Origin of the sequence: Terrisphaera buseokensis, assembly GCF_047521145.2 — a bacterium.
Classification (GTDB): domain Bacteria; phylum Verrucomicrobiota; class Verrucomicrobiia; order Opitutales; family Opitutaceae; genus ER46.
Map to the genome: position 1 here is coordinate 4,175,937 of NZ_CM134186.1, position 22,084 is coordinate 4,198,020.

Annotated in this window: 23 protein-coding genes; 13 read left to right on the forward strand and 10 right to left on the reverse strand. The window is 64.9% G+C overall.

Translation table 11 applies throughout. From position 1 onward, the window contains the following. Positions 1–103 precede the first annotated feature (103 nt). Together ACLJEU_RS15605 and ACLJEU_RS15610 are read left to right on the forward strand one after the other, a co-directional pair. Positions 104–1,378 carry a Glu/Leu/Phe/Val family dehydrogenase gene (locus tag ACLJEU_RS15605; RefSeq protein WP_414661514.1) on the forward strand — a complete coding sequence of 425 codons (1,275 nt, stop codon included), beginning with the start codon at positions 104–106 and terminating at the stop codon, positions 1,376–1,378. Positions 1,379–1,469: 91 nt separating this feature from the next. Beyond that, complete coding sequence (locus ACLJEU_RS15610) at positions 1,470–2,297, forward strand: hypothetical protein (protein ID WP_414661513.1); 828 nt, start codon at positions 1,470–1,472, stop codon at positions 2,295–2,297. Between the two features lie 13 nt (positions 2,298–2,310). On the opposite strand, the gene ACLJEU_RS15615 is transcribed toward ACLJEU_RS15610, so the two are convergent. From ACLJEU_RS15615 to ACLJEU_RS15650, 8 genes are all read right to left on the reverse strand, one after another. Further along, on the reverse strand, positions 2,311–3,441 hold the full coding sequence (locus ACLJEU_RS15615) for a DGQHR domain-containing protein (RefSeq protein ID WP_414661512.1): 1,131 nt from the start codon (positions 3,439–3,441) through the stop codon (positions 2,311–2,313). A 204-nt stretch (positions 3,442–3,645) separates the two neighbouring features. Beyond that, positions 3,646–4,971, reverse strand: coding sequence for a sodium:proton antiporter (locus tag ACLJEU_RS15620; RefSeq protein ID WP_414661511.1), 1,326 nt, complete (start codon positions 4,969–4,971; stop codon positions 3,646–3,648). Between the two features lie 31 nt (positions 4,972–5,002). Next, positions 5,003–6,541 carry a putative Na+/H+ antiporter gene (locus tag ACLJEU_RS15625; protein ID WP_414661510.1) on the reverse strand — a complete coding sequence of 513 codons (1,539 nt, stop codon included), beginning with the start codon at positions 6,539–6,541 and terminating at the stop codon, positions 5,003–5,005. A 65-nt stretch (positions 6,542–6,606) separates the two neighbouring features. Then, entirely contained in the window at positions 6,607–7,821 is a 1,215-nt protein-coding gene (locus tag ACLJEU_RS15630) for a DUF1015 domain-containing protein (protein WP_414661509.1), read from the reverse strand. A 540-nt stretch (positions 7,822–8,361) separates the two neighbouring features. Beyond that, on the reverse strand, positions 8,362–8,634 hold the full coding sequence (locus ACLJEU_RS15635) for a type B 50S ribosomal protein L31 (protein WP_414661508.1): 273 nt from the start codon (positions 8,632–8,634) through the stop codon (positions 8,362–8,364). Between the two features lie 15 nt (positions 8,635–8,649). Then, a complete protein-coding gene (ykgO, locus tag ACLJEU_RS15640; RefSeq protein ID WP_107835942.1) occupies positions 8,650–8,775 on the reverse strand; it encodes a type B 50S ribosomal protein L36 in 126 nt (41 codons plus the stop codon). Between the two features lie 296 nt (positions 8,776–9,071). Beyond that, complete coding sequence (locus ACLJEU_RS15645; RefSeq protein ID WP_414661507.1) at positions 9,072–9,560, reverse strand: YqgE/AlgH family protein; 489 nt, start codon at positions 9,558–9,560, stop codon at positions 9,072–9,074. A 93-nt stretch (positions 9,561–9,653) separates the two neighbouring features. Next, the gene (locus ACLJEU_RS15650) at positions 9,654–10,175 is read right to left on the reverse strand and encodes a deoxycytidylate deaminase (protein WP_414661506.1); all 522 of its coding nucleotides are present in this window, start codon (positions 10,173–10,175) and stop codon (positions 9,654–9,656) included. Positions 10,176–10,280: 105 nt separating this feature from the next. Between ACLJEU_RS15650 and ACLJEU_RS15655 the strand changes: the two genes are divergently transcribed. The 6 genes from ACLJEU_RS15655 to nusG all read left to right on the forward strand — a co-directional run bounded on the left by ACLJEU_RS15655 (position 10,281) and on the right by nusG (position 14,830). Further along, positions 10,281–10,925, forward strand: a complete 645-nt coding sequence (locus ACLJEU_RS15655; RefSeq protein ID WP_414661505.1) for a methyltransferase domain-containing protein — start codon at positions 10,281–10,283, stop codon at positions 10,923–10,925. A gap of 2 nt (positions 10,926–10,927) precedes the next feature. Next, positions 10,928–11,938, forward strand: a complete 1,011-nt coding sequence (locus ACLJEU_RS15660; protein ID WP_414661504.1) for an NAD(P)/FAD-dependent oxidoreductase — start codon at positions 10,928–10,930, stop codon at positions 11,936–11,938. 4 nt (positions 11,939–11,942) lie between these two features. Next, a complete protein-coding gene (locus ACLJEU_RS15665; RefSeq protein ID WP_414661503.1) occupies positions 11,943–12,977 on the forward strand; it encodes a type III polyketide synthase in 1,035 nt (344 codons plus the stop codon). Between the two features lie 93 nt (positions 12,978–13,070). Further along, positions 13,071–13,823, forward strand: a complete 753-nt coding sequence (locus ACLJEU_RS15670; RefSeq protein ID WP_414661502.1) for a Nif3-like dinuclear metal center hexameric protein — start codon at positions 13,071–13,073, stop codon at positions 13,821–13,823. A gap of 83 nt (positions 13,824–13,906) precedes the next feature. Next, the gene (gene aroQ / locus ACLJEU_RS15675; protein WP_414661501.1) at positions 13,907–14,335 is read left to right on the forward strand and encodes a type II 3-dehydroquinate dehydratase; all 429 of its coding nucleotides are present in this window, start codon (positions 13,907–13,909) and stop codon (positions 14,333–14,335) included. A 3-nt stretch (positions 14,336–14,338) separates the two neighbouring features. After that, positions 14,339–14,830, forward strand: coding sequence for a transcription termination/antitermination protein NusG (nusG, locus tag ACLJEU_RS15680; RefSeq protein WP_414661500.1), 492 nt, complete (start codon positions 14,339–14,341; stop codon positions 14,828–14,830). A gap of 125 nt (positions 14,831–14,955) precedes the next feature. Here the strand turns inward: nusG and ACLJEU_RS15685 are convergent, their stop codons facing one another. Continuing rightward, positions 14,956–15,468 carry a phosphatidylglycerophosphatase A family protein gene (locus ACLJEU_RS15685; protein ID WP_414661499.1) on the reverse strand — a complete coding sequence of 171 codons (513 nt, stop codon included), beginning with the start codon at positions 15,466–15,468 and terminating at the stop codon, positions 14,956–14,958. A 25-nt stretch (positions 15,469–15,493) separates the two neighbouring features. Continuing rightward, positions 15,494–16,087 (reverse strand): CDP-diacylglycerol--glycerol-3-phosphate 3-phosphatidyltransferase, encoded by a 594-nt coding sequence (gene pgsA / locus ACLJEU_RS15690; protein WP_414661498.1) that lies wholly within the window; start codon positions 16,085–16,087, stop codon positions 15,494–15,496. A 152-nt stretch (positions 16,088–16,239) separates the two neighbouring features. Here pgsA and coaD point away from each other — a divergent pair, with 152 nt between their 5' ends. From coaD to ACLJEU_RS15715, 5 genes are all read left to right on the forward strand, one after another. Further along, positions 16,240–16,728 carry a pantetheine-phosphate adenylyltransferase gene (coaD, locus tag ACLJEU_RS15695; protein WP_414661497.1) on the forward strand — a complete coding sequence of 163 codons (489 nt, stop codon included), beginning with the start codon at positions 16,240–16,242 and terminating at the stop codon, positions 16,726–16,728. A gap of 304 nt (positions 16,729–17,032) precedes the next feature. Further along, the gene (locus tag ACLJEU_RS15700; protein WP_414661496.1) at positions 17,033–18,583 is read left to right on the forward strand and encodes an efflux RND transporter periplasmic adaptor subunit; all 1,551 of its coding nucleotides are present in this window, start codon (positions 17,033–17,035) and stop codon (positions 18,581–18,583) included. Positions 18,584–18,624: 41 nt separating this feature from the next. Beyond that, positions 18,625–19,401: an ABC transporter ATP-binding protein gene (locus tag ACLJEU_RS15705; protein WP_414661495.1), complete on the forward strand. Its 777-nt coding sequence runs from the start codon at positions 18,625–18,627 to the stop codon at positions 19,399–19,401. A 97-nt stretch (positions 19,402–19,498) separates the two neighbouring features. Beyond that, the gene (locus tag ACLJEU_RS15710) at positions 19,499–20,707 is read left to right on the forward strand and encodes an ABC transporter permease (RefSeq protein ID WP_414661494.1); all 1,209 of its coding nucleotides are present in this window, start codon (positions 19,499–19,501) and stop codon (positions 20,705–20,707) included. Between the two features lie 109 nt (positions 20,708–20,816). Beyond that, positions 20,817–22,073, forward strand: a complete 1,257-nt coding sequence (locus tag ACLJEU_RS15715) for an SMP-30/gluconolactonase/LRE family protein (protein WP_414661493.1) — start codon at positions 20,817–20,819, stop codon at positions 22,071–22,073. Positions 22,074–22,084 lie beyond the last annotated feature (11 nt).

Here is a 22,084-nt window from a genome sequence, read left to right on the forward strand (position 1 = left end):
CAGTGTGGGAGCGCGGGCCTCCCGCCCGCAATAGTCGTGATGCGCCCGACCTCGGCACGCGGCCATGATTGCAAACGCCACCCACCGCGGTCAGCCTGAAGCCATGTCGAAAGCCATTGTTTCATCACTCTATGATTCAGAGGTCTTCAAGATGGCCTGCCGGCAGTTCGACAAGGCCGCGGACGCGATCAATCTGCCCGACGCCCTGCGCGATCGCACGAAGTACCCGCGGCGCTGTCTCGCGGTGGCGCTGCCGGTGAAGCGGGCCGACGGCAGCGTGACCGTCTTTGAGGGTTATCGCGTGCAGCACAATCTCTCCACCGGCCCCTCAAAGGGCGGCATCCGCTTTCATCAACACGTCACCCTCGGCGAAGTCGCGGCGCTGGCGATGTGGATGAGTTGGAAATGCTCGCTGGTCGGCCTCCCCTACGGTGGCGCCAAGGGCGGCGTGATCGTCGATCCCAACCAGCTCACCGAAAACGAACTCGAGCACCTGTCCCGTCGCTACATGCAGGAGATGGTGAACTTCATCGGGCCGCACACCGACGTGCCCGCCCCCGACGTCGGCACCAACGAGAAGATCATGGGCTGGATGATGGACACCTACTCGAACCACGTCGGCCACGTCGTGCCCGCAGTCGTCACCGGCAAACCCATTTCGCTCGGCGGCTCGCAGGGCCGGCGCGAGGCGACCGGCGCCGGCGTCGCGTATCTGGTCAAGAAATACCTTGAGGACCTCAAGATCCCGATCACCAAGGCGACGGTCGCGATCCAGGGCTTCGGCAACGTCGGCAGCGAGACCGCACTCGCGCTCGCCGGCTACGGCGCAAAGATCATCGCCATCTCCGACTACACGGGCGGCATTCACAACCCCAAGGGCATCGACCTCAAGAAGGCGCTGACCTACGTGCAGTATCAGAAAGTACTGCGGGACTTCGACGGCGGAGAACCCATTTCCAACGAAACCCTGCTTGAGCTGAAATGCACCGTGCTCGTCCCTGCCGCGCTTGAGCGCGTCATCACCGAGAAGAACGCCTCCAAACTGCGCTGCCGGCTCCTCGCCGAGGCGGCCAACGGCCCGACCACCAACGCGGCCGATCGCATCATCGAGGATCGCGGCGACATCGAGTTAATCCCCGATGTCCTCTGCAATTCAGGCGGCGTCGTGGTTTCCTACTTCGAGTGGCTGCAGAATCTTTCGAGCTTCTACTGGGGCCGCGACGAGGTGATCACCAAGCTCTTTGCCATCCTCGACAAGGCCAAGGACTCGGTCGAATACCAGATGCGAAAGTTCAAATTCAGCCGCCGCCTCGCCGCCCTCACGCTCGGCATCCAGCGCGTGGCCGATGCCAAGCAGAGCCGCGGACTCTTTCCGTGACCTTCCGAAACCGGAGATTCCAAACCGGAGACCGGAGACCGGAAACCGGAAACCGATCGGGAAAGGCGGATACGTGACCCGAGGTTTGCTGTTGGCAATCCTCGCCGGATTGATGTCGGTGATCGCGCGCGCCGATCCGGCGGCGGACGCCATCGTCGCGGCGATGCGACTGTCCGAGCAGGCCAGCTACAGCTGGGTCGCGACCGTCGTGGATGATGCCCGCACGTACGACATCCACGGCCAGACCGATCGCACCGGCTATGCGCGCGTGCGCATGCCCGTCGTCAACTCCGTCCGCCGGCAACTCGGCCGCAGCGTCACCGACACGCAGGTTGAATTCATCTTTCGCGGCAAGGTGGCCTGCGTGATCGAAACCGACGACGGCTGGAAGCGTCCCGACGAATTGCCGCCCGCGGAACGCACGCCTCGGCCGCCCGCAGTCGCGGCCAGGACCGAAGTGACGGTCACCGCCAACGGCACGGCGTTGCCTGAAGTTCCGCTGCCGTCGCTACCACCTTTGCCCGGTGGCAATTCCGCAGCACACCGTCGCTACAGCAATCTCCAGCTCGGGGTCAGTCTGCCGCACGAAGAACTCGGGCTGATCGTCAGCAGCCACCGCGACCTTGTCGCCGACGGCAACACGGTCTCGGGCACGCTCACCGACCTCGGCGCCCGCCTCCTGCTGGTGCGCGAGGGTCAGGACGCGCTGACGCCGGTGCGAGCGACGGGCGCATTCAAACTTTGGCTACGCGACGGCGCGGTGACCCGTTACGAGATCACGCTCGAAGGCACCCTGCACGTTCAGGCCTCGCAGGGCGTCAGGCCCATGTCCGTCCGCCAAGTCACACGTACGGTGATCAAGGACGTCGGCACGACGCAGGTGTACATCCCCGACGAAGCGCGGGCCAAGTTGAACTGACGTGCGGAGGAAACTACTCCTTCGCACGAGCGCGCGGGGCGATGCCCGCGGCGCGGCCGAGATCGCGATGGATGCGCGCTACGCGCTCGACCTGGCCCTTGGCGGGAAAGCGCTCGTAGAAACCCTCGTTGCGAAACTCCCGCGCCTGCTCGGACCACGGCGCCAGCGCGGCACGCCAGCGTTCGACGCGGCCTTCGCCCGGTTCGCCATCCGCCGCCGCAAGGTCGGCGCACACCCGCAGCATGGCCTTCAACGTGACGGGCTTCGTCACCATGTATCCGGCGTGGCCCCAGGCGTCGCCCCAGACCGCGGCCGCCGCCTTCAGAAAATCCCGGACCTGCTCGTAGTAGCGCCCCGCCGCGCGCTTGTCCGTGCCTTCGGCCGTGATCCGCTTCCACGCTGATTTCACCCAGCGGTGGATTTCGTTGAAGAGCTCCGCCTGCAGAATCCATTTCTCCTGCTTGCTCCGGCCCCCAAGCCGGTTGATGCGATAGCGCAGCGGGCTGTCAGCCTCGCTGTATAACATCTCCGCGATATGCGCGGCGAAGCGCCGGTCCGGCTCCGCCCACGACACGCGCTCGTAGAGATCCACGAGGTGGCTCTTGTTGATGCGCGTCGGCGTCGAGTTGATGATCACGAACATCTCGGTCGCAAAATCCTCCGTGCGGCCGTCGAAGATCACGCACGGCACCTGGATGTTCTTCGCGTCGTCGGGATGCGTGCGCTCGAAAAACTCCAGCGCCGCCAGCCGGTGCTGTCCGTCGATGATGAGAAACTTCTCGTCAGGCTCCTGCAGCCGGCCGACGCCGCTGCCGTCGTCCCACGCCTGAAACGCGAGCTTCTGCGGCGTGAACAGCAAGACCACGCCGGGAATCGGTGGCTGCGAGATTGCCGTCTCGTAGAAGTTGCGAATCGCCGCGACCTTCGCGCGGGACATCTCGCGTTGAAACGCCTTGTCGCTCCGCTCAATGCGGGCGATGAACTGGCCGACATCGTCGTCTGCCGCCACCGCATCCGCTGCGATGCCGCCACCCTGTTCGTCGTAAAATCGACTGATGAAGCGGACTTTCTTGAGCAGCTGCTCCGACTTGTAGGAGGCGAAATAGAAGACGGCGTCCTTCTGGCGAACTTGCGTGGCGATCATGGCGTGACGTGCGGGTTGAGGTTGCGCGGCCGGATTCGCTGACGCCCGGAACGTGGGAGGGATCGCGCACACGATCAAGGTTCGAAGCGATTTGTCCGCGTCGCTTCCCTCCTGCCGGGTCCGTCCCGCGGCCCAGCCGGGGCTCGGGCCGTCGCCGTGGACGTCCGGTACGGGGAGCCGCCGCCCCTCCGGGCGCAGGTGACGTCAGAGAAACAACCACCCGCCCAACGCCAGAATCGGCAGCAGGATGGGCAGGCTGAAACGGAAGATATAGCCGAAGAAACTGGGGCAGTGCACGCCGGCATCGTGCGCGATGGATTTGACCATGAAGTTCGGACCGTTGCCGATATAGGTCATCGCGCCGAAGAACACCGAGCCGAGACTGACTGCGACGACGAACTGCGGTTTCTGCTGCAGCAACACGAGCGTGGCTGCGGCGCCCGAGGTGCCGGCGAACGCCGCGGGATTTTCCGCTATCGCGGTGGTCTGCGCGAGTTGCAGGAAATTCACGTAGGTCGGGGCGTTGTCGAGCACCGCGGAGAGCCCGCCGGAGGCGAAGTAATACTGCAGTGCGCGGGTGAAGCCAAAATCGACGCCGTGGAGCTCGAGGTAACCGAGCGCCGGCATCATCGTGGCAAAGATGCCCACAAAGAGAAACGCCACCTCCTTGATCGGGCCGAAGGTGAACGAGTTTTCCTGATGAACGCGCTTGGGCGTCAGCAGATAACTGCCCACCGCCGCGCCCAGCATGATCGCCTCCCGGAGGAAATAGGCGGCGGGCAGGAAGACGGCGGATACGATCGCGATCAAAAAGAGAATATTGATCGCGCCGTCGAAACGCCACGTCTCCTCAGCCCTGGCGTCGCGCTGCAGCTTCAGCGGCATCCGGTGAAAGCTCCGCGAGTCGAACGCATAGAAGACGGTCAGCAACAGGATGAGCGTGACGATCCACTGCACCATCACATGTTCGATCAGCCAGAAGAACGGCACGCCGCGGAGGAAGCCCAGGAACAACGGCGGATCGCCAATCGGCGTAAGCGCGCCACCGACGTTCGAAACGATGAAGATGAAGAAGACGACGTGGAACGCGCTGATGCGGATCTTGTTCATCCGAATCCACGGCCGGATCAGCACCATCGAGGCACCCGTCGTGCCGATGACGTTCGCCAGCACCGCGCCCACGGCGAGGAAGACCACGTTCTCCATCGGCGAGGCCTCGCCCTTCACCTTGAGGTGAATGCCACCGGCGACGACGAAGAGCGAACCGATGAGGATGATGAACGACACATACTCCTGCAGCGTGTGCGACAGGATCGCGCCGCCGGACGGAATCCGAAGCACGTAGTAGATCGCGACGACCAGACCGAGGGCGATGGCCACATGCGGGTAGTAGTGCTCCCACAGATGCTTCACGCGGGCCGGGGCGAGCGGCATTGTCGCGATCAGGAGCAGCAGCAGCGCGAAGGGCGCGATCAGCCAGAGCGGAATGTCCGCCCCGGTGGAGGCGGCGATGGGCAGGAGTGAAGACATACGAGGCCGCGAAGGAAAAGCGGCCCCGGCCTCACAGCAACATTAAGGCCAGACCCATCACCACCGTCGGCACCAGCGCGCCCGCAAGGAGACCGAGCGGCCCCACTCCGCCGGGAAAGAAGCGCTGCAGAATGGCCTGACCGGCGGGATTCGGGGCGTTGGCGATCACTGTCAGGCCGCCGCCCGTGACCGCTCCGGCCACGACCGCGAATTTCAGTTCGTCAGTAAACCCGGGCACCAAGGTGGCCAGATAGGTGATGGCGGCGTTGTCGTTGACCGCCGTCAGGATGGTCGCGCCGAGAAAGAGCGGTACCTCCTCCAGTCGTTTGAGCACCGGCTCAATCCACCAGCCCTGCAGCCCGCCGTGCACCACGAGGCCGGCGAGGAAAAAACCCACCAGCAGCGGCGGCCCGAGATCGAGCTTGCCCTGGTGGTGCGCCGTCGCCTGCGAGAACGCCAGGAAGAACAGAAACCCGCCGATGAAGAGCGGTGGGTAGTGCGCCACCGCGACCGTGAAAGCCATGAAACCGAGCTGGACGAGCGTGATCCACGCCGGAACGGGAGCGTCGTTCCCAGCGACGGCACCGGCCGCATGCGCCACGCGCTTCTCTTCCAGCGCCGCCAGTTCGCGGCGAAATATCACGTAATAGAGAAGCGTCGCGACCAGGATGCCGATCAGCGCCTTCCAGCCAAAGTGCAGAAACATGAACGGTGTATCCCAATTCCAAGGACCCGCGACCATCAACACCGGCGGGGCGGCGAAATGGGTGAAGGTGCCGCCGACCGAAATATTGACGAACAGGAGGCCGAGCGTCGCATAGGCGAAACGCGGCGACGGCTTCAGCGCGTAGAACTGCCGCGCAAGCAGCAGCGCCGCGATCGTCATCGCCGCCGGTTCCGTGATGAATGATCCCAGCACCGGCGCGACGATGAGGATCACGAGCCACCAGGCTCCCGTCGTGCCGCGCCCCAAGGCGGCCACCCGCCGCAGCGTGGCCTCGGCCGCCCGCAGCACGGGCCGCGTCGCCGCCATCGCCATGATGACGACGACGAACATCGGTTCGGTGTAGTTCACCGTGTGTCCGATGTAGTCGAGCACGGTCTGCCAGTTGAAAAACCACATCATCGCCCCCACGAGCGCGAGGACCCAGATGCCGAACACCGCCTCGACCTCGCCGAGAAAATGCAGGATCTGTCCCTTGAAACTCACCTCGTCCGGCGTGCCGTCGTCATTCGTATCGCCGCCTTGGGCTGACTCGGCTTTCAGCCGTGCCGCGTGCGCCGCCTCCGCGTGATGCGCCCAATGGCGGAACTTCGAGGTCAGAAACGTGTGGCCGATCGCGAGCAGGAAAATAATCGACGCGACCACATTGAACGGCTCCGCCTCGATGCGGGCAAGCAGCGTGGCGCCCAGGCCCGGGGCGTCCGTCGCGGCATAGTTGGCCAGCGGCCGGGGAAACACCGACGCACTTTCCGCCGCAGCGGCCGCGAACGCGGGCGTCCCAAGCAGTCCCAGCATCAAACCCGCTGCCCGCACTGCAACTCCGCTGCCTGGGTTTGATCGTCGCATGGTCGCTCAGGAAACGCGGGCGGACTCACCGCGCAAGACGAACCGGCGTTTCCCGCTCGTACGCCTCAGAACGTGTGCACGACGAGACCGGAACGCAGCTTCGGCTCAAACCACGTGCTTTTCGGCGGCATGATCTGGCCCGCGTCGGCAATGTCCATGAGCTGCGCGAGCGTGACCGGATACATCGAGAAGGCCACGCCGCCGTCGGCATCGACGCGTTTCACGAGTTCGGCCGTGCCGCGGATGCCGCCGACGAAATCGATCCGTTTGCTGGTGCGCACGTCCTCGATGCCGAGGACGGGCCCGAGCAGCTTGTCCTGCAGCACGCTCACATCGAGGCGACTCACCGGGTCGGCCTTCGGATCGGCGACGGTGCGAAGGCCGTACCATTTTCCGCCGAGATACATGCTCACCTGGCCGACCGCGGCCGGCGATGGCGCGGCGTTTTCCTGCAGGCCGAACAGCGCTTTGACCTGCGCGAGAAAATCCGCGGGCGAGCGGCCGTTGAGATCGAGGACGATGCGATTGTACGGGAGAATCTTCAGTTCGCTCGCGGGGAAGAGCACGCAAAGGAACCAGTTGTAGTCCTCGCTGCCACTGTGCAGCGGGTTGCGCTCGCGCCGCAGCCGGGCGACACGGGCCGCGCTCGCCGCGCGATGGTGACCGTCGGCGATGTAGGTGACTGGCACGGCTCCGAACGCCGCGACCCACTCGGTGCCACCCGGAATGCGCCACAACGTATGGCGGATGCCGTCGGGCGCGGTGAAATCATGCAGCGGCGTTTCGCGGGTCTTGGCATTCACGAGCGCGGTAACAGCCGCGTTATCGCGATAGGTGAGAAACACCGGGCCGGTGTCCGCGCTGAGCGTGTCGATCAACCGCGTGCGGTCGTCCTCCTTGTCCTTGCGCGTCTTCTCGTGCTTTTTGATCAAGCCCTGATCGTAGTCGTCGACGTGGCAGCCGCTCACGAGCCCGCGCTGCACGTGCGTCCCCATCTGCTGCTGGTAAATGTAGAGGCAGGGCTCGGTCTCGCGGACGAGCACGCCATTGCGCTGCAGCAGCAGGAAATTCGCCAGTGCCTTCGCATACACACTGTCGCTGTAGGGATCGGTACCGGCCGGCAGATCGATCTCCGCGCGATCGACATGGAGCAGACTGTTGGGCTTCCCGTTGGCGAGGACCGCGGCCTCGGCGGCGTTGACGACATCGTACGGGACGCACGCGACTTCAGCCGCGGCGGCGGGCGTGGGAACGAGACCTTGAAAAGGATGGATGCGCATGATCGAAGGAAAGGAGCGGCCAGATTGGCCCACGGAACATACGGAACACACGGAAAAAATCAGCGGCGCCCGGCAATCCCTGTCATGTGTCGGGTGCGCTTGAAATCTCACAGGAGGAAACGGAGGTCACGGAGAGAGGGCAGATGCCCCCAAACCGCTCCGTTGCCTCTGCTCCCTCCTGTGAAACCTCCGAAGGGTTGATGGGGCGATCGGATAGCAGCCGCGTCGGCCGGCAACACCCGTCAGGCGTCGCGGCGCTTAAAATTTACAGGAGGAAACGGAGATCGCGGAGAGAAGACAGAAAACTCCATTTCGCGCCGCTCCGTGGCCTCCGTTCCCTCCTGTGAAATATCTGATACCAATCGCCCTTTGCCTTTGGACTTTAGCCGTGGCTACGAGCGATCCAGAAGTCCAAAAGCAAGGAGCGATTGGTATGAAGTGCTCAAAGGTCGATCGCACAGCCGACAAGCACGCAGTCCCAACGGGCACAAAAAAAGCCCTCCGTTGCGGGAGGGCTTGAGAGTGGGTCGGCAGCGCCGGTTACTTCTTGGCGGCAGCGCTCGTGGTCGTCGTGCCACGCTTGAACTTCGACGTGAACTTCTCGACGCGGCCAGCGGTATCGACGAGGCGCTTTTCACCGGTGTAAGCCGGGTGAGAGTCCATCGTGACGTCGCGGGCGATGACGAAATATTCCTGGCCATCGATCTGCTCCTTGCGGGCGGACTTCATGGTGGACTTGGTCATGAAACGACGACCGGTTCCGATATCGAGGAAGCAGACGTTGTTAAGTGTGGGATGTCCTTCGGCTTTCATCGCGGTAAAGTAGGGTTAGCCTTGGCGAGCCTTGTAGCGCGGCTCGACCTTGTTGATGACGTAAATCTTGCCCTTGCGACGAACCACCTGGCACGCCGGGTGACGCTTCTTGGCCGATTTGATGGAGGAAACAACTTTCATAAAAGGTGCAAAAGCATAGCCCGCCCCCGCCTCTGTCAACGGAATAGTTCCAGCAAAATCAACGTCGACGCGCCGCGCCGCTTTTCGACGTAAAAAACCGCCGCAACCCTCCGGCCCGCGGCTCTCGTTGCAACGAATCGGCTGCCCGCGAATGACGCCAATGGACGCGAATGAGGCCAAACGAAAACGCACCCTCATTCAGGTTGAGCGTGAACGGGAGGGTTCAGACTCCATTTCAGCTCTAAAACTCGCCGCCGCTCGCGTGATTCGCAGGCGCTCCGTGAACGGTTTCCGGACTAGTTGCCGCCCAGCTCGTCGGGTTCGTCGGCCAGCAAACGCCACTCCGCGCCTTCGCGTCCGAGCACCGTCCGCCACAACCCGTCGTCCTGGGATTGAGCCAGGAGATCCGCCGGCACCTCGACCACGACCCACGTGTTCATCTTCATCTCGTTCTCGAGCTGCCCGGCCGACCAGCCGGAATATCCGAGGAACGCCCGCACGTGCGTGCCCTCCTCTGCCATCAGCAGCTGCGCTTTCTCAGGTTCGATGCCGAAGTGCAGCCGGAAGCCGTCGTCCCGGGCCTGCCACGCCGCGAGGACAAGCTGCTCAGTCTGCACCGGTCCGCCTTTGTACAGCGGCACGCCCGCCAGCGGACCGAGAGCGAAGTCGCCGCTCAATTCACCGAGACGCTTTCCCATCGGGCGGTTGATCACAACGCCCATGGCGCCTTCGTCATTGTGCGCGGACATCAGCACCACGCTGCGACGGAAATTCGGATCCTTCATCGCGGGGTGCGCGAGCAATAGCGACCCCGCCAGAGTCTCGCGGGAAGCTTTGCGTCGCTCTCTCATTCGTGTCGTGCGGGTGTCAGCGCCCGCTCACAGTTTCAATACCTTCACGCCAGCATCGGCCAACAGGGGGGCAACGAGGGGATCATTCGAGTAATCCAGCCGGTACTTGATCTCGGCAATGCCCGCGGCCGCCAGAATTTTCGCGCAATTGATGCACGGAAAGTGCGTGACGTAGGCGACACAGCCCTCGACCGAGCTGCCGCGGCGCGCGGCATCGGCCACCGCATTCTGCTCCGCGTGGACCGTCGCCTGTTCATGTCCGTCACGCAGCCGCGACACATGCGGCGTCGCCGGCAGAAAGCCGTTGTAGCCCGCGGCCACGAGCCGGTTTTTGCGCTCACCGCCGGTCACGATCACACAGCCGACGTGCAGCCGCTCGCAGTTTGAACGCGACGACATCAACACCGCGGTCGCCATGAAATACTCGTCCCACGACGGCCGGTGCGGAAAATTGCCCGCGGCCTCCGCGATGAGATCGACCGGCTGCAGCGCGGCCGGCGGGATCGCGGGTTTTTCCAACGTCGAGGAAGAGGGGGCGGAAAGACTCATGGAGAACGCCGCCGACTGTGCACAACCGGACGCGGCCCGGCAACCCTCGTTGCAACAAACTGAGGCTGGAGTTTGCGCGCCGAATCTTCCCGCCTACGTATTCCCATGCAGCGCAGCCTTCAGCCGGAGATCCTGGACTCACTCCCGCTCGATCACCCGGATGCGTTGCACAACCGCCGGGACCTGCGCGTGACGAACCGGCTGCTGGGGAGTCATCGCTGGTTGGAACGCACCGTGCCGCCGCTCCTGCGGCCGCAGGAGGTGGCGCTGGAAATCGGCGCGGGCACGGGCGAACTCGGCCGGCGTCTGGCTGCCGCGGGGGTGGCGATGGCGGGACTTGATCTCTGGCCGCGACCGCCCGACTGGCCGCAGGCCGCGGCTTGGCATCAAGTCGATCTCCGAACTTTTGCAGGATTTGCCAGCTACCCTGCCATTGTGGGGAATCTGATTTTCCACCAGTTCTCCGACGCAGAGTTGGCCGGCTTCGGCCACACGATCCGCGCGACGACGCGCGTGTTCGTCGCTTGTGAACCGCTCCGGCGTCGGTTCTCCCAGCTGGCTTACCGGACGCTCGGCCCGATCTTCGGCGCCAACCACGTCTCGCTCCACGACGCCCACGTCAGCATCGCCGCCGGTTTTGTCGGGATGGAACTGCCGGACGCACTTGGGTTCCATCGCAGGGAATGGAACATCCACTGCTCTGCGACGCTGCTCGGCCTGTATCGCCTGGTCGCGGTCCGTCGTACGTGAGGATGCGCCCGATCGAAATCATCGGCGGAGGCCTGGCCGGGTTGTCGCTCGGCCTCGCGCTGCGCCGCGACGACGTTCCGGTGACACTGCATGAAGCAGGCGACTATCCGCGCCATCGCGTCTGCGGCGAGTTCATCGCCGGACTCGAGGCCACGACGATGGCCCGCCTGGGCATCACGGGTTGCCTGCAGGATGCGTTGCACCACGACGAAGTGGCCTGGTCCCGTTCCGGCGGCCGACCGGTGATTCAACGCCTGCCGGTGCCCGCCCTCGGCCTGAGCCGTCACGTGCTCGACGCGCGACTGGCGGAGGCGTTCACGGCCGCCGGGGGCGGCCTGCACATCCGATCGCGTATCAACCATCCCGAGACGCGCCCCGGCCGGGTGCTGGCGACGGGGCGCGCGGCCGGCCCGCCCCGTTGGATCGGTTTGAAATTGCACGCCGCCGCCCTCGATCTCACGCGCGACCTCGAGATGCATCTGGGCGCGCACGGCTATGTCGGGCTCGCGCGGATCGCCGAGGGCGTGAACATCTGCGGCCTGTTCCGCGTGCGCGCATTGCAAGGCCGCGGTGCCGGGCTGCTCCTCGCCTACCTCCGGGCCGCAGGCCTCGGCACGCTCGCGGATCGCGTGGCGGCTGCATCGATTGATCCCGCGTCCGTATGCGCCGTGGCCGGGTTGAGCTTCAAGCGACAGCCGCTGGTTCCGGGGAGCGTTTGCCTGGGCGATGCTAGCGCGATGATCCCGCCGTTCACGGGCAACGGCATGGCGATGGCGTTTCAAAGCGCCGAGGTCGCGCTGGATCCGCTGCGCGCTTATGCCCGCGGCGAAATGGAGTGGAGCGACACCTGTCGCGCGATTCACCGGGCGGTGCACGATCGCTTCCGGCTCCGGCTCACCTCGGCGCGGGCCCTGCATTCCTTCGTGCTCTCACCCTGGCGGCAGCGCTGGTTCACCGCGTTGAGTCGCGCGCGGGTGCTTCCCTTCCGTTCGATCTACGCGGCTCTCCACTGACCCCATGTATCTTCACGCCCTGAGCACCGCAGTCCCACCGGTTTCCTACACGCAAGCGGAGTGCTGGGAGATCGGGCTGCGCTCGCGACTGCGCGAGCGGCTCACGCGGCGATCGATGATGATCCTGCAGTCGATCCTCACCAGCGAGCACGGCATCGCGAAACGTCACTTCGCGATGCCCGATCCCGGCACGGTTTTCGACCTGACTTCCGATCAGCTCAACGCGGCGTTTCAGGTAGAAGCTCCGCGGCTCGCGAGCCGCGCGCTCGCCGGCGCGCTCGAACAGGCGGGCGTGCAGGCCGGGGAAATCGACGCCCTGCTGATCTGCACCTGCACCGGCTACCTGTGTCCCGGACTCACGAGTTTTGTCGCCGAGCAACTGGGTCTTCGCGCCAACACGTTCCTGCAGGACTTGGTCGGACTCGGTTGCGGCGCGGCGATTCCGATGTTGCGCGCGGCCAGCCATGTGCTCGCCGCGCAGCCGAACGCCGTCGTCGCCTGCGTCGCGGTTGAGATTTGCTCCGCGGCCTTTTACGTCGACGACGATCCCGGCGTACTCGTCAGCGCATGTCTCTTCGGCGACGGCGCGGCGGCCTCGATTTGGAAGTCGACGCCCGCTGCGACGCCGCTGCGGGCGTACGGCTTCGACACCGTGCATCAGCCGCAGGATCGCGACAAACTGCGCTTCGAGCAGCGCGGCGGCAAACTCCGCAACCTGCTCCACCGCTCGGTCCCGGATCTCGCGGCGGGAGCGGTCGGTCGGCTCTGGGCGCAGCGCGGACCTGCCCCGGTGACGCAGGTCGTGTCGCACGCCGGCGGACGCGATGTGCTGCTGGCTCTCGCTCCGGTGTTCGCCCCGCTCGGGCTGGAAACGAGCGCGGCCGTGCTGCGCCGGTGCGGCAACATGAGCAGTCCGTCGGTGCTCTTTGCACTGGAGGAGGCGCTGAAGGCCGGTCCGCCCGACGCGAGCGGCGATTTCTGGCTCGTGAGTTTCGGTGCGGGTTTCAGCGCCCACAGCTGCCGCTTGGGCGCAACCTAACCGACGAAACGGGCTCGTCCTCCGCGGCGGATTCGTCCTCGCTCAGCGCACGTCGACTCCGGTCACGACCGCACGACGTGTCCTCCCACCACCATGGCCACACTCGCCGAACTCGTTCGTTACTGCGACCAGCGCACGCGCCGCGCTGCGTTCAAGGATGCGCCCGGAGCCTTCAACGGGCTTCAGGTCGAAAACAACGGCCGCGTCACCAGGATCGGCGCGGCCGTCGACGCGGGCGTCGTGCCTTTTCAGCAGGCGGTCGCGGCCGGCGTCGATTTCCTGATCGTGCATCACGGCATGTACTGGGACATGCCGCGGCCGCTGACGGGCGCCGCCTACGAGCGCGTCGCCACGCTCGTGCGCGGAAACTGCGCGCTCTACTCGAATCACCTGCCACTCGACGGCCATCCCGAGATCGGCAACAACGCGCTGCTGGCGCGGCAACTCGGGTTGAAACGCTCCCGGCCGTTCCTCGTGCGCGACGGCGAAGCAATCGGCTGCATCGCGGCGTCGCGGTTGAGCCGTGCGGCCCTGCGCGCGCGGCTCGGCCGGCACTACGATCGCGTGATTGCGATCGAGCACGGATCCGCGACGCCGCGGGCGATCGCGTTCTGCAGCGGCGCGGGCAACAGCGCCGTCCCGGAACTGTTGCCGGCGGGCGTCGACACGCTCGTCACCGGCGAACTGCGCGAGGAGTTTTTCAACCGCGCCCAGGAGGAGAAACTCAACCTGTACCTGTGCGGCCACTACGCCACCGAGGTCCACGCGGTGCAGGCGCTCGCGGCCGAGCTCGCCAGGAAGTTCAAGCTCCCCTGGGCCTTCATCTCCACCGGCAACCCGCTGTAGCCGCTGAACCACGAAACACACGAAATACACGAAAACATTCTTTCCCCTTTCGTGTATTTCGTGTGTTTCGTGGTGATCCTCTCATGAAAAAGATCGCGATTCTCAACGGCCCCAATCTCGACCGGCTCGGCAAGCGGGAGCCGGAAATCTACGGTCGCGCCACGCTCGCGGATCTGGAGCAGGCGTTGCGAACCGAGTTCGCCGCGAAGGCGCAGCTGGAGTTCTTCCAGTCGAATCACGAGGGCGCGCTCATCGACAAGATCGCGGCACTCACCGATGCGAAATACGACGGCATCGTGATCAACGGCGGCGCGTTCACCCACACCAGCGTGGCGCTGCGCGACGCCCTGCTCGGCGCGCACCTGCCGACGATCGAGGTGCACATTTCGAACATCTACAAGCGGGAGGAATTCCGCCACACGTCGCTCACGGCTCCGGCCTGCATCGCCGTGATCACCGGGCTGGGCCTCGAAGGTTACCACGCCGCGATCCGCTTCCTGCTGAAAAGCTGAGCGATGGGCGACACCTCGTGGCTCGTCTGCCACACGAAGCCACGCTGCGAAAAACGGTTCGCCGCCCTCCTCGAGGCCGAGCGGCTCGCCTACTATCTTCCGCTGATTGCGAGCGTCCGGCGGTACGCGCACAACACGAAGACCTTCACGAAGCCGCTGTTTCCCGGCTACGTGTTCGCCCAGGTCACGACCGCGAAGCGAACGCGGATCTTCCAGCAGGATCTGCTCGCACGGACCATCGGGGTCGAGGATGAGCCCGCCTTCCTGCGTCAGCTCGAGGACGTCCGTCTGATCGTGGCGTCAGGCCTCGAGCTCAGCGTGATGCCGCTGCTCACCAAGGGCCGCCGGGTGAAAATCATCGGCGGCCCGCTGCACGGCCTCGAGGGCTACGTCGACAATCCCGCCGACCCGCGCGGCGTGATGCTCGCGATCGACGTCCTCCAAAAAGGCCTGCTCGTCCGCCTGCCCGCGGACCAGTTGCAGCCCCTGCCCTGAATCGATCCGAACCGCCTCCCGCGAATCACACGAATCGCGCGAATTCAGGCGGCCAAACCGAGTTCAGGTTTTCGTGCAATTCGTGTGATTCGCGGGCGACCGGCTCGTTGCCTTTGGCCGGGGCTTCACACCCGCAGCCAAATCCACCCGCCGATGTGCAACATCGCGCAGGCAACGAGGGCCGCGGCGACGTCGTCGGCCACCACGCCCCAGCCGCCGGGCAGCGTTTGCAGTCGGGAAATGCCGAACGGTTTCGCGATGTCGAAAAGCCGGAAGAGTGCAAAGCCCGCCGCCAGCACCGCCCAGAACGGAATCGAGGCCGGCAGCGTCCGCCAGCCCAGGAAGCACAGCGGCATCACGATCACCTCGTCGAGGATGACCTCGCCGGGATCGCGTTTGCGCAGCCGAATCTCGGCTTCGCCGCAGAGGCCCACCGCCAGATAAGCCACCACTGCGCTCGCGAGCAGGGTCGCACCGATGCTCGCGCGCTGAAAGAACACTACGAAATAAAGCAGTCCCGCCAGCGAACCCCACGTGCCCGGCGCCGGCAGCCGGCGGCCCAGCGGACCAAGGGTCGCCAGCGCGATCACTGCCGCCGTGGGCAGCAGCCGGGACCAGGCAGGTTGCGCGAGTCGCATGAAGTCGTTCCCGCCCCGGGCTCGCTCAACTGAAGAGCACGCGACCGTGTTTGCGGAAGTACGACCAGCCCGACGTGATCGTCAGCACCGCGGACAGGGCGTAAAGCGACATGCCGATCACGCGCACCGTCGTGACCCAGTGGCGATCGTCGCCGTGAAAGCCGAAATCGTGGAAAAACATCCGCGCGCCGATCAGCCACCCGATCGCATTGAGTTGCACGAAGGTTTTCACTTTGCCGCCGGCGTCGGCCTCGACGATCTGCCCTTTCACCGCGACCGCCATCCGCAAACCGGATACGGCAAACTCGCGGCACAGGATGCACAGCAGCAGCACCATCGCGACGATGTCGTGCCCCATGAAATTCGCGGAATCGTTGACGAGCGCGATCATCAGGCCGAGCACCATCACCTTGTCGATGACGGTGTCCATGAAACGCCCGAAAGCGGACACCTCGCCGCGCTCGCGCGCGATTTTTCCATCGAGCCAGTCCGTAAGCGCCGCCGCGATGAACAGCCAGAAGGCAGCGGTCGCGGCGTAAGGGAAGTCAGCATACATCAGCCCGACCACGATGAACATCAACGGCACGCGCGAGATGGTGAGGATGTTCGGAAGATTCATGCAGACCTCGAAGGCAAAACAGGGCGCGGCGAGCGATGGCAAGCGCGGAGCGGTCCCAAAAAGGTGGCCCGGGAGCAGCGGGTTCGCCAATCCGAGAGAAAAACACTGTCGCCAGCCGCCTTTCTCTCCCCTTCGCTCCGCTCCCACCGCCCATGCGTCATTGCATCTACCCCGGGACGTTTGACCCGATCACCTACGGCCACCTCGACGTGCTATCGCGCGCCGCCAAACTTTTTGACAAGGTGACCGTCGCCGTCGCCGAGAGCGCGGGCAAGGCGCCGCTCTTCACGGCGGAACAGCGGGTCGAGATGATCACGCCGAACCTCGTGAAATGGCCGCACGTGACCGTGACGACCTTCCGCGGCCTGCTCGTGGAGTTCTGCATGGCGCAGAAGGGCGACGCCATCATCCGTGGCCTGCGCGCGCTGTCGGACTTCGAGTTCGAGTTCAACATGGCCCTGATGAACCGGCACCTCGAACCCAAGATGGAGACGCTGTTCGTGATGCCGAACGAGCAATTCAGCTACACCAGCTCCACCCTGGTGAAGCAGGTCGCCAAGTTTGGCGGTGACGTGAAACACTTCGTCCCGCCCAACGTCGCCGCGGCCTTGTCCCGGGCGTTCGCGCCGGTGCGGACGTGAGCCAGGACGATTCTCGGTGCAGGCGTCGAAAGTGAAGCGCGAGCATTCTGCCCGTTGCCAGTCGGCGCCGGTTCCTTTGCCTTCGAAGCGATAATCCCCACGTCGAAGCTTGATCCACTCCGTGATGGGCTGTCCACTGACGCTTTCCCCCATCACTGTCCTGCCCCCGCAAAAATCCGTCACCTTTCCCTGAGGCCTGCGTCTTTGCGGACCACGCAACTTCCAAGGTTGCCTCCGTCATCCAGCCACGGAGCTCAGTTTTGCTCGCGACTCACTTTCCCCTTCATCCAGTCATCTTCTCGTCATGGCCAAATCCAAAAGTTACGGCGGTCTCATTGTCCTCCTGATTGTCATCGGCGCCGCCGCGGGCGGCGGCTGGTATTATTTCCGGGGCAAGAGCGATAAAAAGCCGGAGTTTCAGTCGGTGAAAGTCGCGCGGGGCGACATCGTCCAGAGCGTCACCGCCACCGGCGACCTGCAACCGGTCACCACCGTCGATATCGGCGCCCAGGTCTCGGGCCAGATCAAGGAAGTGCTCGTTGACTTCAATTCGAAGGTGAAGGCCGGCGACGTTCTCGCCCGCATCGACGAAGCGACGCCCACGCAGCGCCTGCGCCAGTCCGAGGCGGATCTCGAGTCGGCCAAGGCGAACAACCAGCTGCTGGTGATCAATCAGCAGCGGACGAAGGAACTCTTCACCAAGAACCTCGTTTCCCAGCAGGAGCTCGACAGCATCAACGCCCAGCTGGCCCAATCGAACGCGACGCTCCTCACCCGTGAGGCCGCGGTTTCGAATTCCAAGCTCGATCTCGAGCGCACGGTGATCACCGCCCCGATCGACGGCATGGTCCTCGACCGCAAGACCGACAAGGGCCGCACGGTCAACGCCAGCATGAACGCCCCGGTGCTGTTCACCCTGGTCAACGATCTTACGAAGATGCAGATCAACGCCGCCGTGGCCGAGGCCGACATCGGCACGATCGCCGAGGGCCAGGACGTCAAATTCACGGTGGATGCCTTCCCGAACCGGACGTTCACCGGCAAAGTCCGCATGGTGCGCAACGCCGCCAGCACCAGCCAGAGCGTCGTCTCCTATGCGACCATCATCGACGTCGCGAACGAAGATCTGAAGCTGAAGCCCGGCATGACTGCGAATGTTTCGATCATCGTCCAGCAGCGTCCGGGTGTCGTGCGCGTCGCCAACGGCGCCCTCCGCGTCCGCGTGCCGCCGGAACTCCTGGCCGCCAAACCCGCCGCGGCCGCCACGCCGGGCAAGGCCGGCGATGAAAAGGCCGCTCCGGGCGGCGCGACCGCGATGACCGACGACGAGAAGATGCGCTCCACGATGGAAATCATCCGGGCCGTCGGCTTCGAGCGCGGCACTCCCGCCAGTCCTGAACAAATTGAAAAGGCCAAGGTTCTCGCGAAAGAAAAGGGCCTCGACCCCGAGTTGGTCGCCGCCCGCATGGCCACTCCCGGTGGCCGCGGCAAGCGCACCGATGGCGGTGGTGGTGGCGGTTCCCGCAGCGGCGGCTCGGGCGGCGGCGGTGGTTCCCGCGGCGGTGCCGGCGGCGATCGCGGCTTCAACAACACGGTCATCACGCGCACGCTCTACAAGCTGATCGAGACCGACCCGAAGGAGAAGAAGCTGGATCCGGTTTCCGTACGTCTGGGCATTTCCGACGGCTTTTACACTGAAGTCCTCGAGGGCTTGAGCGAAGGCGATACCGTCCTCACCGGCGTGACCATGCCGGGCGCGGCCGCGGCGGCGGGTGCTCCCGCCGGCATGAACAATCCGTTCCAAGGCGGCGGCCGCAGCAGCTTTGGCGGCAGCAGCAGCCGCGGTGGCCGCTAATCGAGCCGGGCGCTTTCTCAATCCTCCTCGCAACCGACGCCATGGCACCCGTTGTCCAAATCAAGGACATCCACAAGATCTACGAATCCGGAGAGATTCCCGTGCACGCCGTGCGCGGCGTCTCCCTCGATATCGGCAAAGGTGAATTCGTTGCTCTCATGGGCGCCAGCGGCTCGGGCAAGTCGACGCTGATGAACATGCTCGGCTGCCTCGATCGCCCCACCCGGGGCACCTACCTGCTCGACGGAGTGGACGTTTCCGCCCTCGACAAGAACGAGCTCGCCGACATTCGAAACCAGAAACTCGGCTTCGTCTTCCAGGGCTTCAACCTGCTGGCCCGCACCACCGCCCTCGAGAACGTCGAACTGCCGATGCTGTACGGCCGGCACCGGCGCCTTTCAGGCGCCAAGATTCGCGAGCGCGCGATGCACTGTCTCGAAATCGTGGGCCTCGCCAATCGCGCCGACCACATGCCGAACCAGCTCTCGGGCGGACAGCAGCAGCGCGTCGCCATCGCCCGCGGCTTGGTCAACGAGCCGCAGGTTCTCCTCGCCGACGAACCCACAGGTAATCTCGACTCCAAGACGTCGATTGAAGTCATGGGCGTCTTCCAACGCCTCAACGATCAGGGCATCAGCATCGTGATGGTCACGCACGAGCTCGACATCGCCCACTACTGCAAACGCAATCTGATCCTGCGTGACGGCGTCGTCGTCCGCGATGAAGCGGTGCCCAATCGCAGCATCGCCTCGGAGGAGCTCGCCAAGTTGAAGTCGGCCGAAACCGCCGCCAAACTTCTCGCCACCCCCGCCAGCTGAGCGATTTCCCGCGCACCGCCCGCGCAGGCCTTCACCGCTCCAGTCCCGCCCGCCACGCCGCAGAAACTCGAAACTCAATCCCGCCCACGCTCCCGCCATGAGGTTCACCACCATTTTCCGCGTCGCCCTTCGCGCCCTCCGCCGTAACACGATGCGCTCCATCCTGACGGCGCTCGGCATCATCATCGGCATCGGCGCCGTCATCACCATCGTCAGCATGGGCAACGGCGCCAAGGCGCGCGTCGAAGCACAGGTCGCCGCCCTCGGTCAAAACATCATCACCATTTACCCGGGCAGCTTCAGCTCCGGCGGCATGCGCGGCGGCTTTGGTTCCGCCCCCACGCTCACCGTCGAGGACGCCGAGGCGATCGCGGCCGAGGTCGATGACATCGACGGCGTCAGCCCCGAAGTCCGCGATCGCAACCAGGTGCTCGCGAACGGTCTCAACTGGAGCACGAACATCAACGGCGAGTCCCCCGACTACCCGTACATCAAGAACTGGAATATCGTCCAGGGCGCGATGTTCACGGACCAGGACGTGAAGTCGCTCGCGAAGGTCGCCGTCATCGGCAAAACCGTGGTCGATCAGCTTTTCCCGAACGAGGATCCGATCGGCCAGACGCTGCGCATCCGCAACCTGCCGTTCCGCATCGTGGGGGTGCTCGACGTCAAGGGCTTCAGTCTTTTCGGCTCCGACCAAGACGATGTCGTGATCATCCCGTACTCGTCGCACATGAAGCGTGTCTCCCGCCGCTCGAACATCTCGACGATTCTCGTCCAGGGCAAATCCCCCGACAAACTCGACGTCGTCAAACAACGGATCGAGGATCTGCTCAACCAGCGCCGCAAGGGTCGCGAGCCTGATTTCACCGTCCGCACCCAGGAAGAGATCGCGGCCACGGCCACCGAGACGTCCAAGACCATGACGCTGCTCCTCGGCGGCATCGCGGTCGTTTCACTCGTCGTCGGCGGCATCGGCGTCATGAACATCATGCTCGTGTCGGTCACTGAGCGCACCCGCGAGATCGGCATCCGTCTCGCGATCGGCGCGCACGATCGCGACGTGCTGCTGCAGTTCCTGATCGAGGCGATCCTGCTCACGCTGCTCGGCGGCGTGCTCGGCATCCTCTGCGGCATCGGTGCCTCCGAATTTGCGTCCGCCTATTTCGGCCTCCCCACCCTCATCTCTCCGACCTCCGTGCTGCTCGCCGTCGCGGTCAGTACCGTCATCGGCGTGTTCTTCGGCTACTACCCGGCTCGCAAAGCCGCGCAGCTCGACCCGATCGACGCGCTGCGTTACGAGTAACGCCCGGTCCGTGGACTTCAGCCGTGGCTACAAGCGCCAGCGAGTGGCCGAAGTACCACTCGCTGGCGCTCGTAGCCACCGCGGTGCGACAGGCGCCCGAATCCACCTCATGCGCCTGCTGTTCGCCGCCACGGTCCTCGCTTTCGTCCCGCTGACCGCGGCCGAGAAGACGCATCTCGACTTCCGCGCCGAGGCCCAAGCCGCCTACCTGCGCAAGGATTTTACCGCCGCTCGGGCGGCCACGCTCGCGGCCCTCGAGTTGCGTCCGGACTCGCCGCGTTACCTGACCAACTTCGCCGCCCTGTCCGCGCTGACGGGCGACGACGCCACGGCCATTGAAACACTGCGCGAACTCGCCGACCTCGGGGTGGGGCCTCCGATCGAACGCGACCCGGACTTCGCCCGACTTCAGGGCACCCCGCCCTTCCTGCGCGTCATCCAGCAACTCGCCGCGAACCGCGAACCCAAGGGCGAGGCGGAAATCATCGCCACGCTCGCCGGCCGCACCGGTATCATCGAAGGCATCGCGCATCGGACCTCAACCGGCGATCTGTTTCTTGGCGACGTCCACCATCGCTGCATCTGGCGTCGCGATCGCACCGGCCAGATCACGCGCTTCAGCGCCGAGAACGAGGAACTGCTCGGCATCTTCGGGCTCGCCCTCGACGAATCCCGCCAGGCGTTGTGGGCGGCGATGACCGCGGTGCCCGAGATGGACGGCTTCACCGCCGATCAGAAAGGCCACTCCGGACTTGCCGAATTCGATCTTGCGACGAGTGAACTGCGCCGCGTCATCCCGCTCGCCGGCGACGGACGCCAGAACGCATTGGGCGATCTCATCGTCGGACCCGACGGCACGATCTACGCCACCGACTCGAAGGCGCCCGTGGTCTGGAAACTCGCCCCGGGCGCGGAGGACTTCGAGAAGGTCGCCGACTCGCCCTTGTTTTCCTCGCTGCAGGGACTCGTCCTGCAGAAGCAGACGCTGCTCGTCGCCGACTACGCGAACGGGCTCTTTGCGGTCGACCTGCCGACGGGCAACGTCACCGCGCTGCACTCACCGAAGAAAACCACGCTGCTCGGCCTCGACGGCCTGATCCTTACGCCCGCCGGAATCGTGGCGACGCAGAACGGCGTCGAACCCGAACGTGTGATTCGCCTCACCCTTTCGCCGGCGTGGGATGCGGTGACCGGCGTCACGGTGCTCGCCAGCGGCCACGCGCAGTTGTCGGATTTGAGCCTGCTTACGATGGTCAGCGATCGCCTCACCGTCATCGCCGGTGCCGGCTGGCAGGGATTCGATCCTGCAAAGACGCCGCATCCGCCGGCCCACCCCGTGCACCTTTTTCAAATCGCCTTGCCGTAAGCGCGATCTTT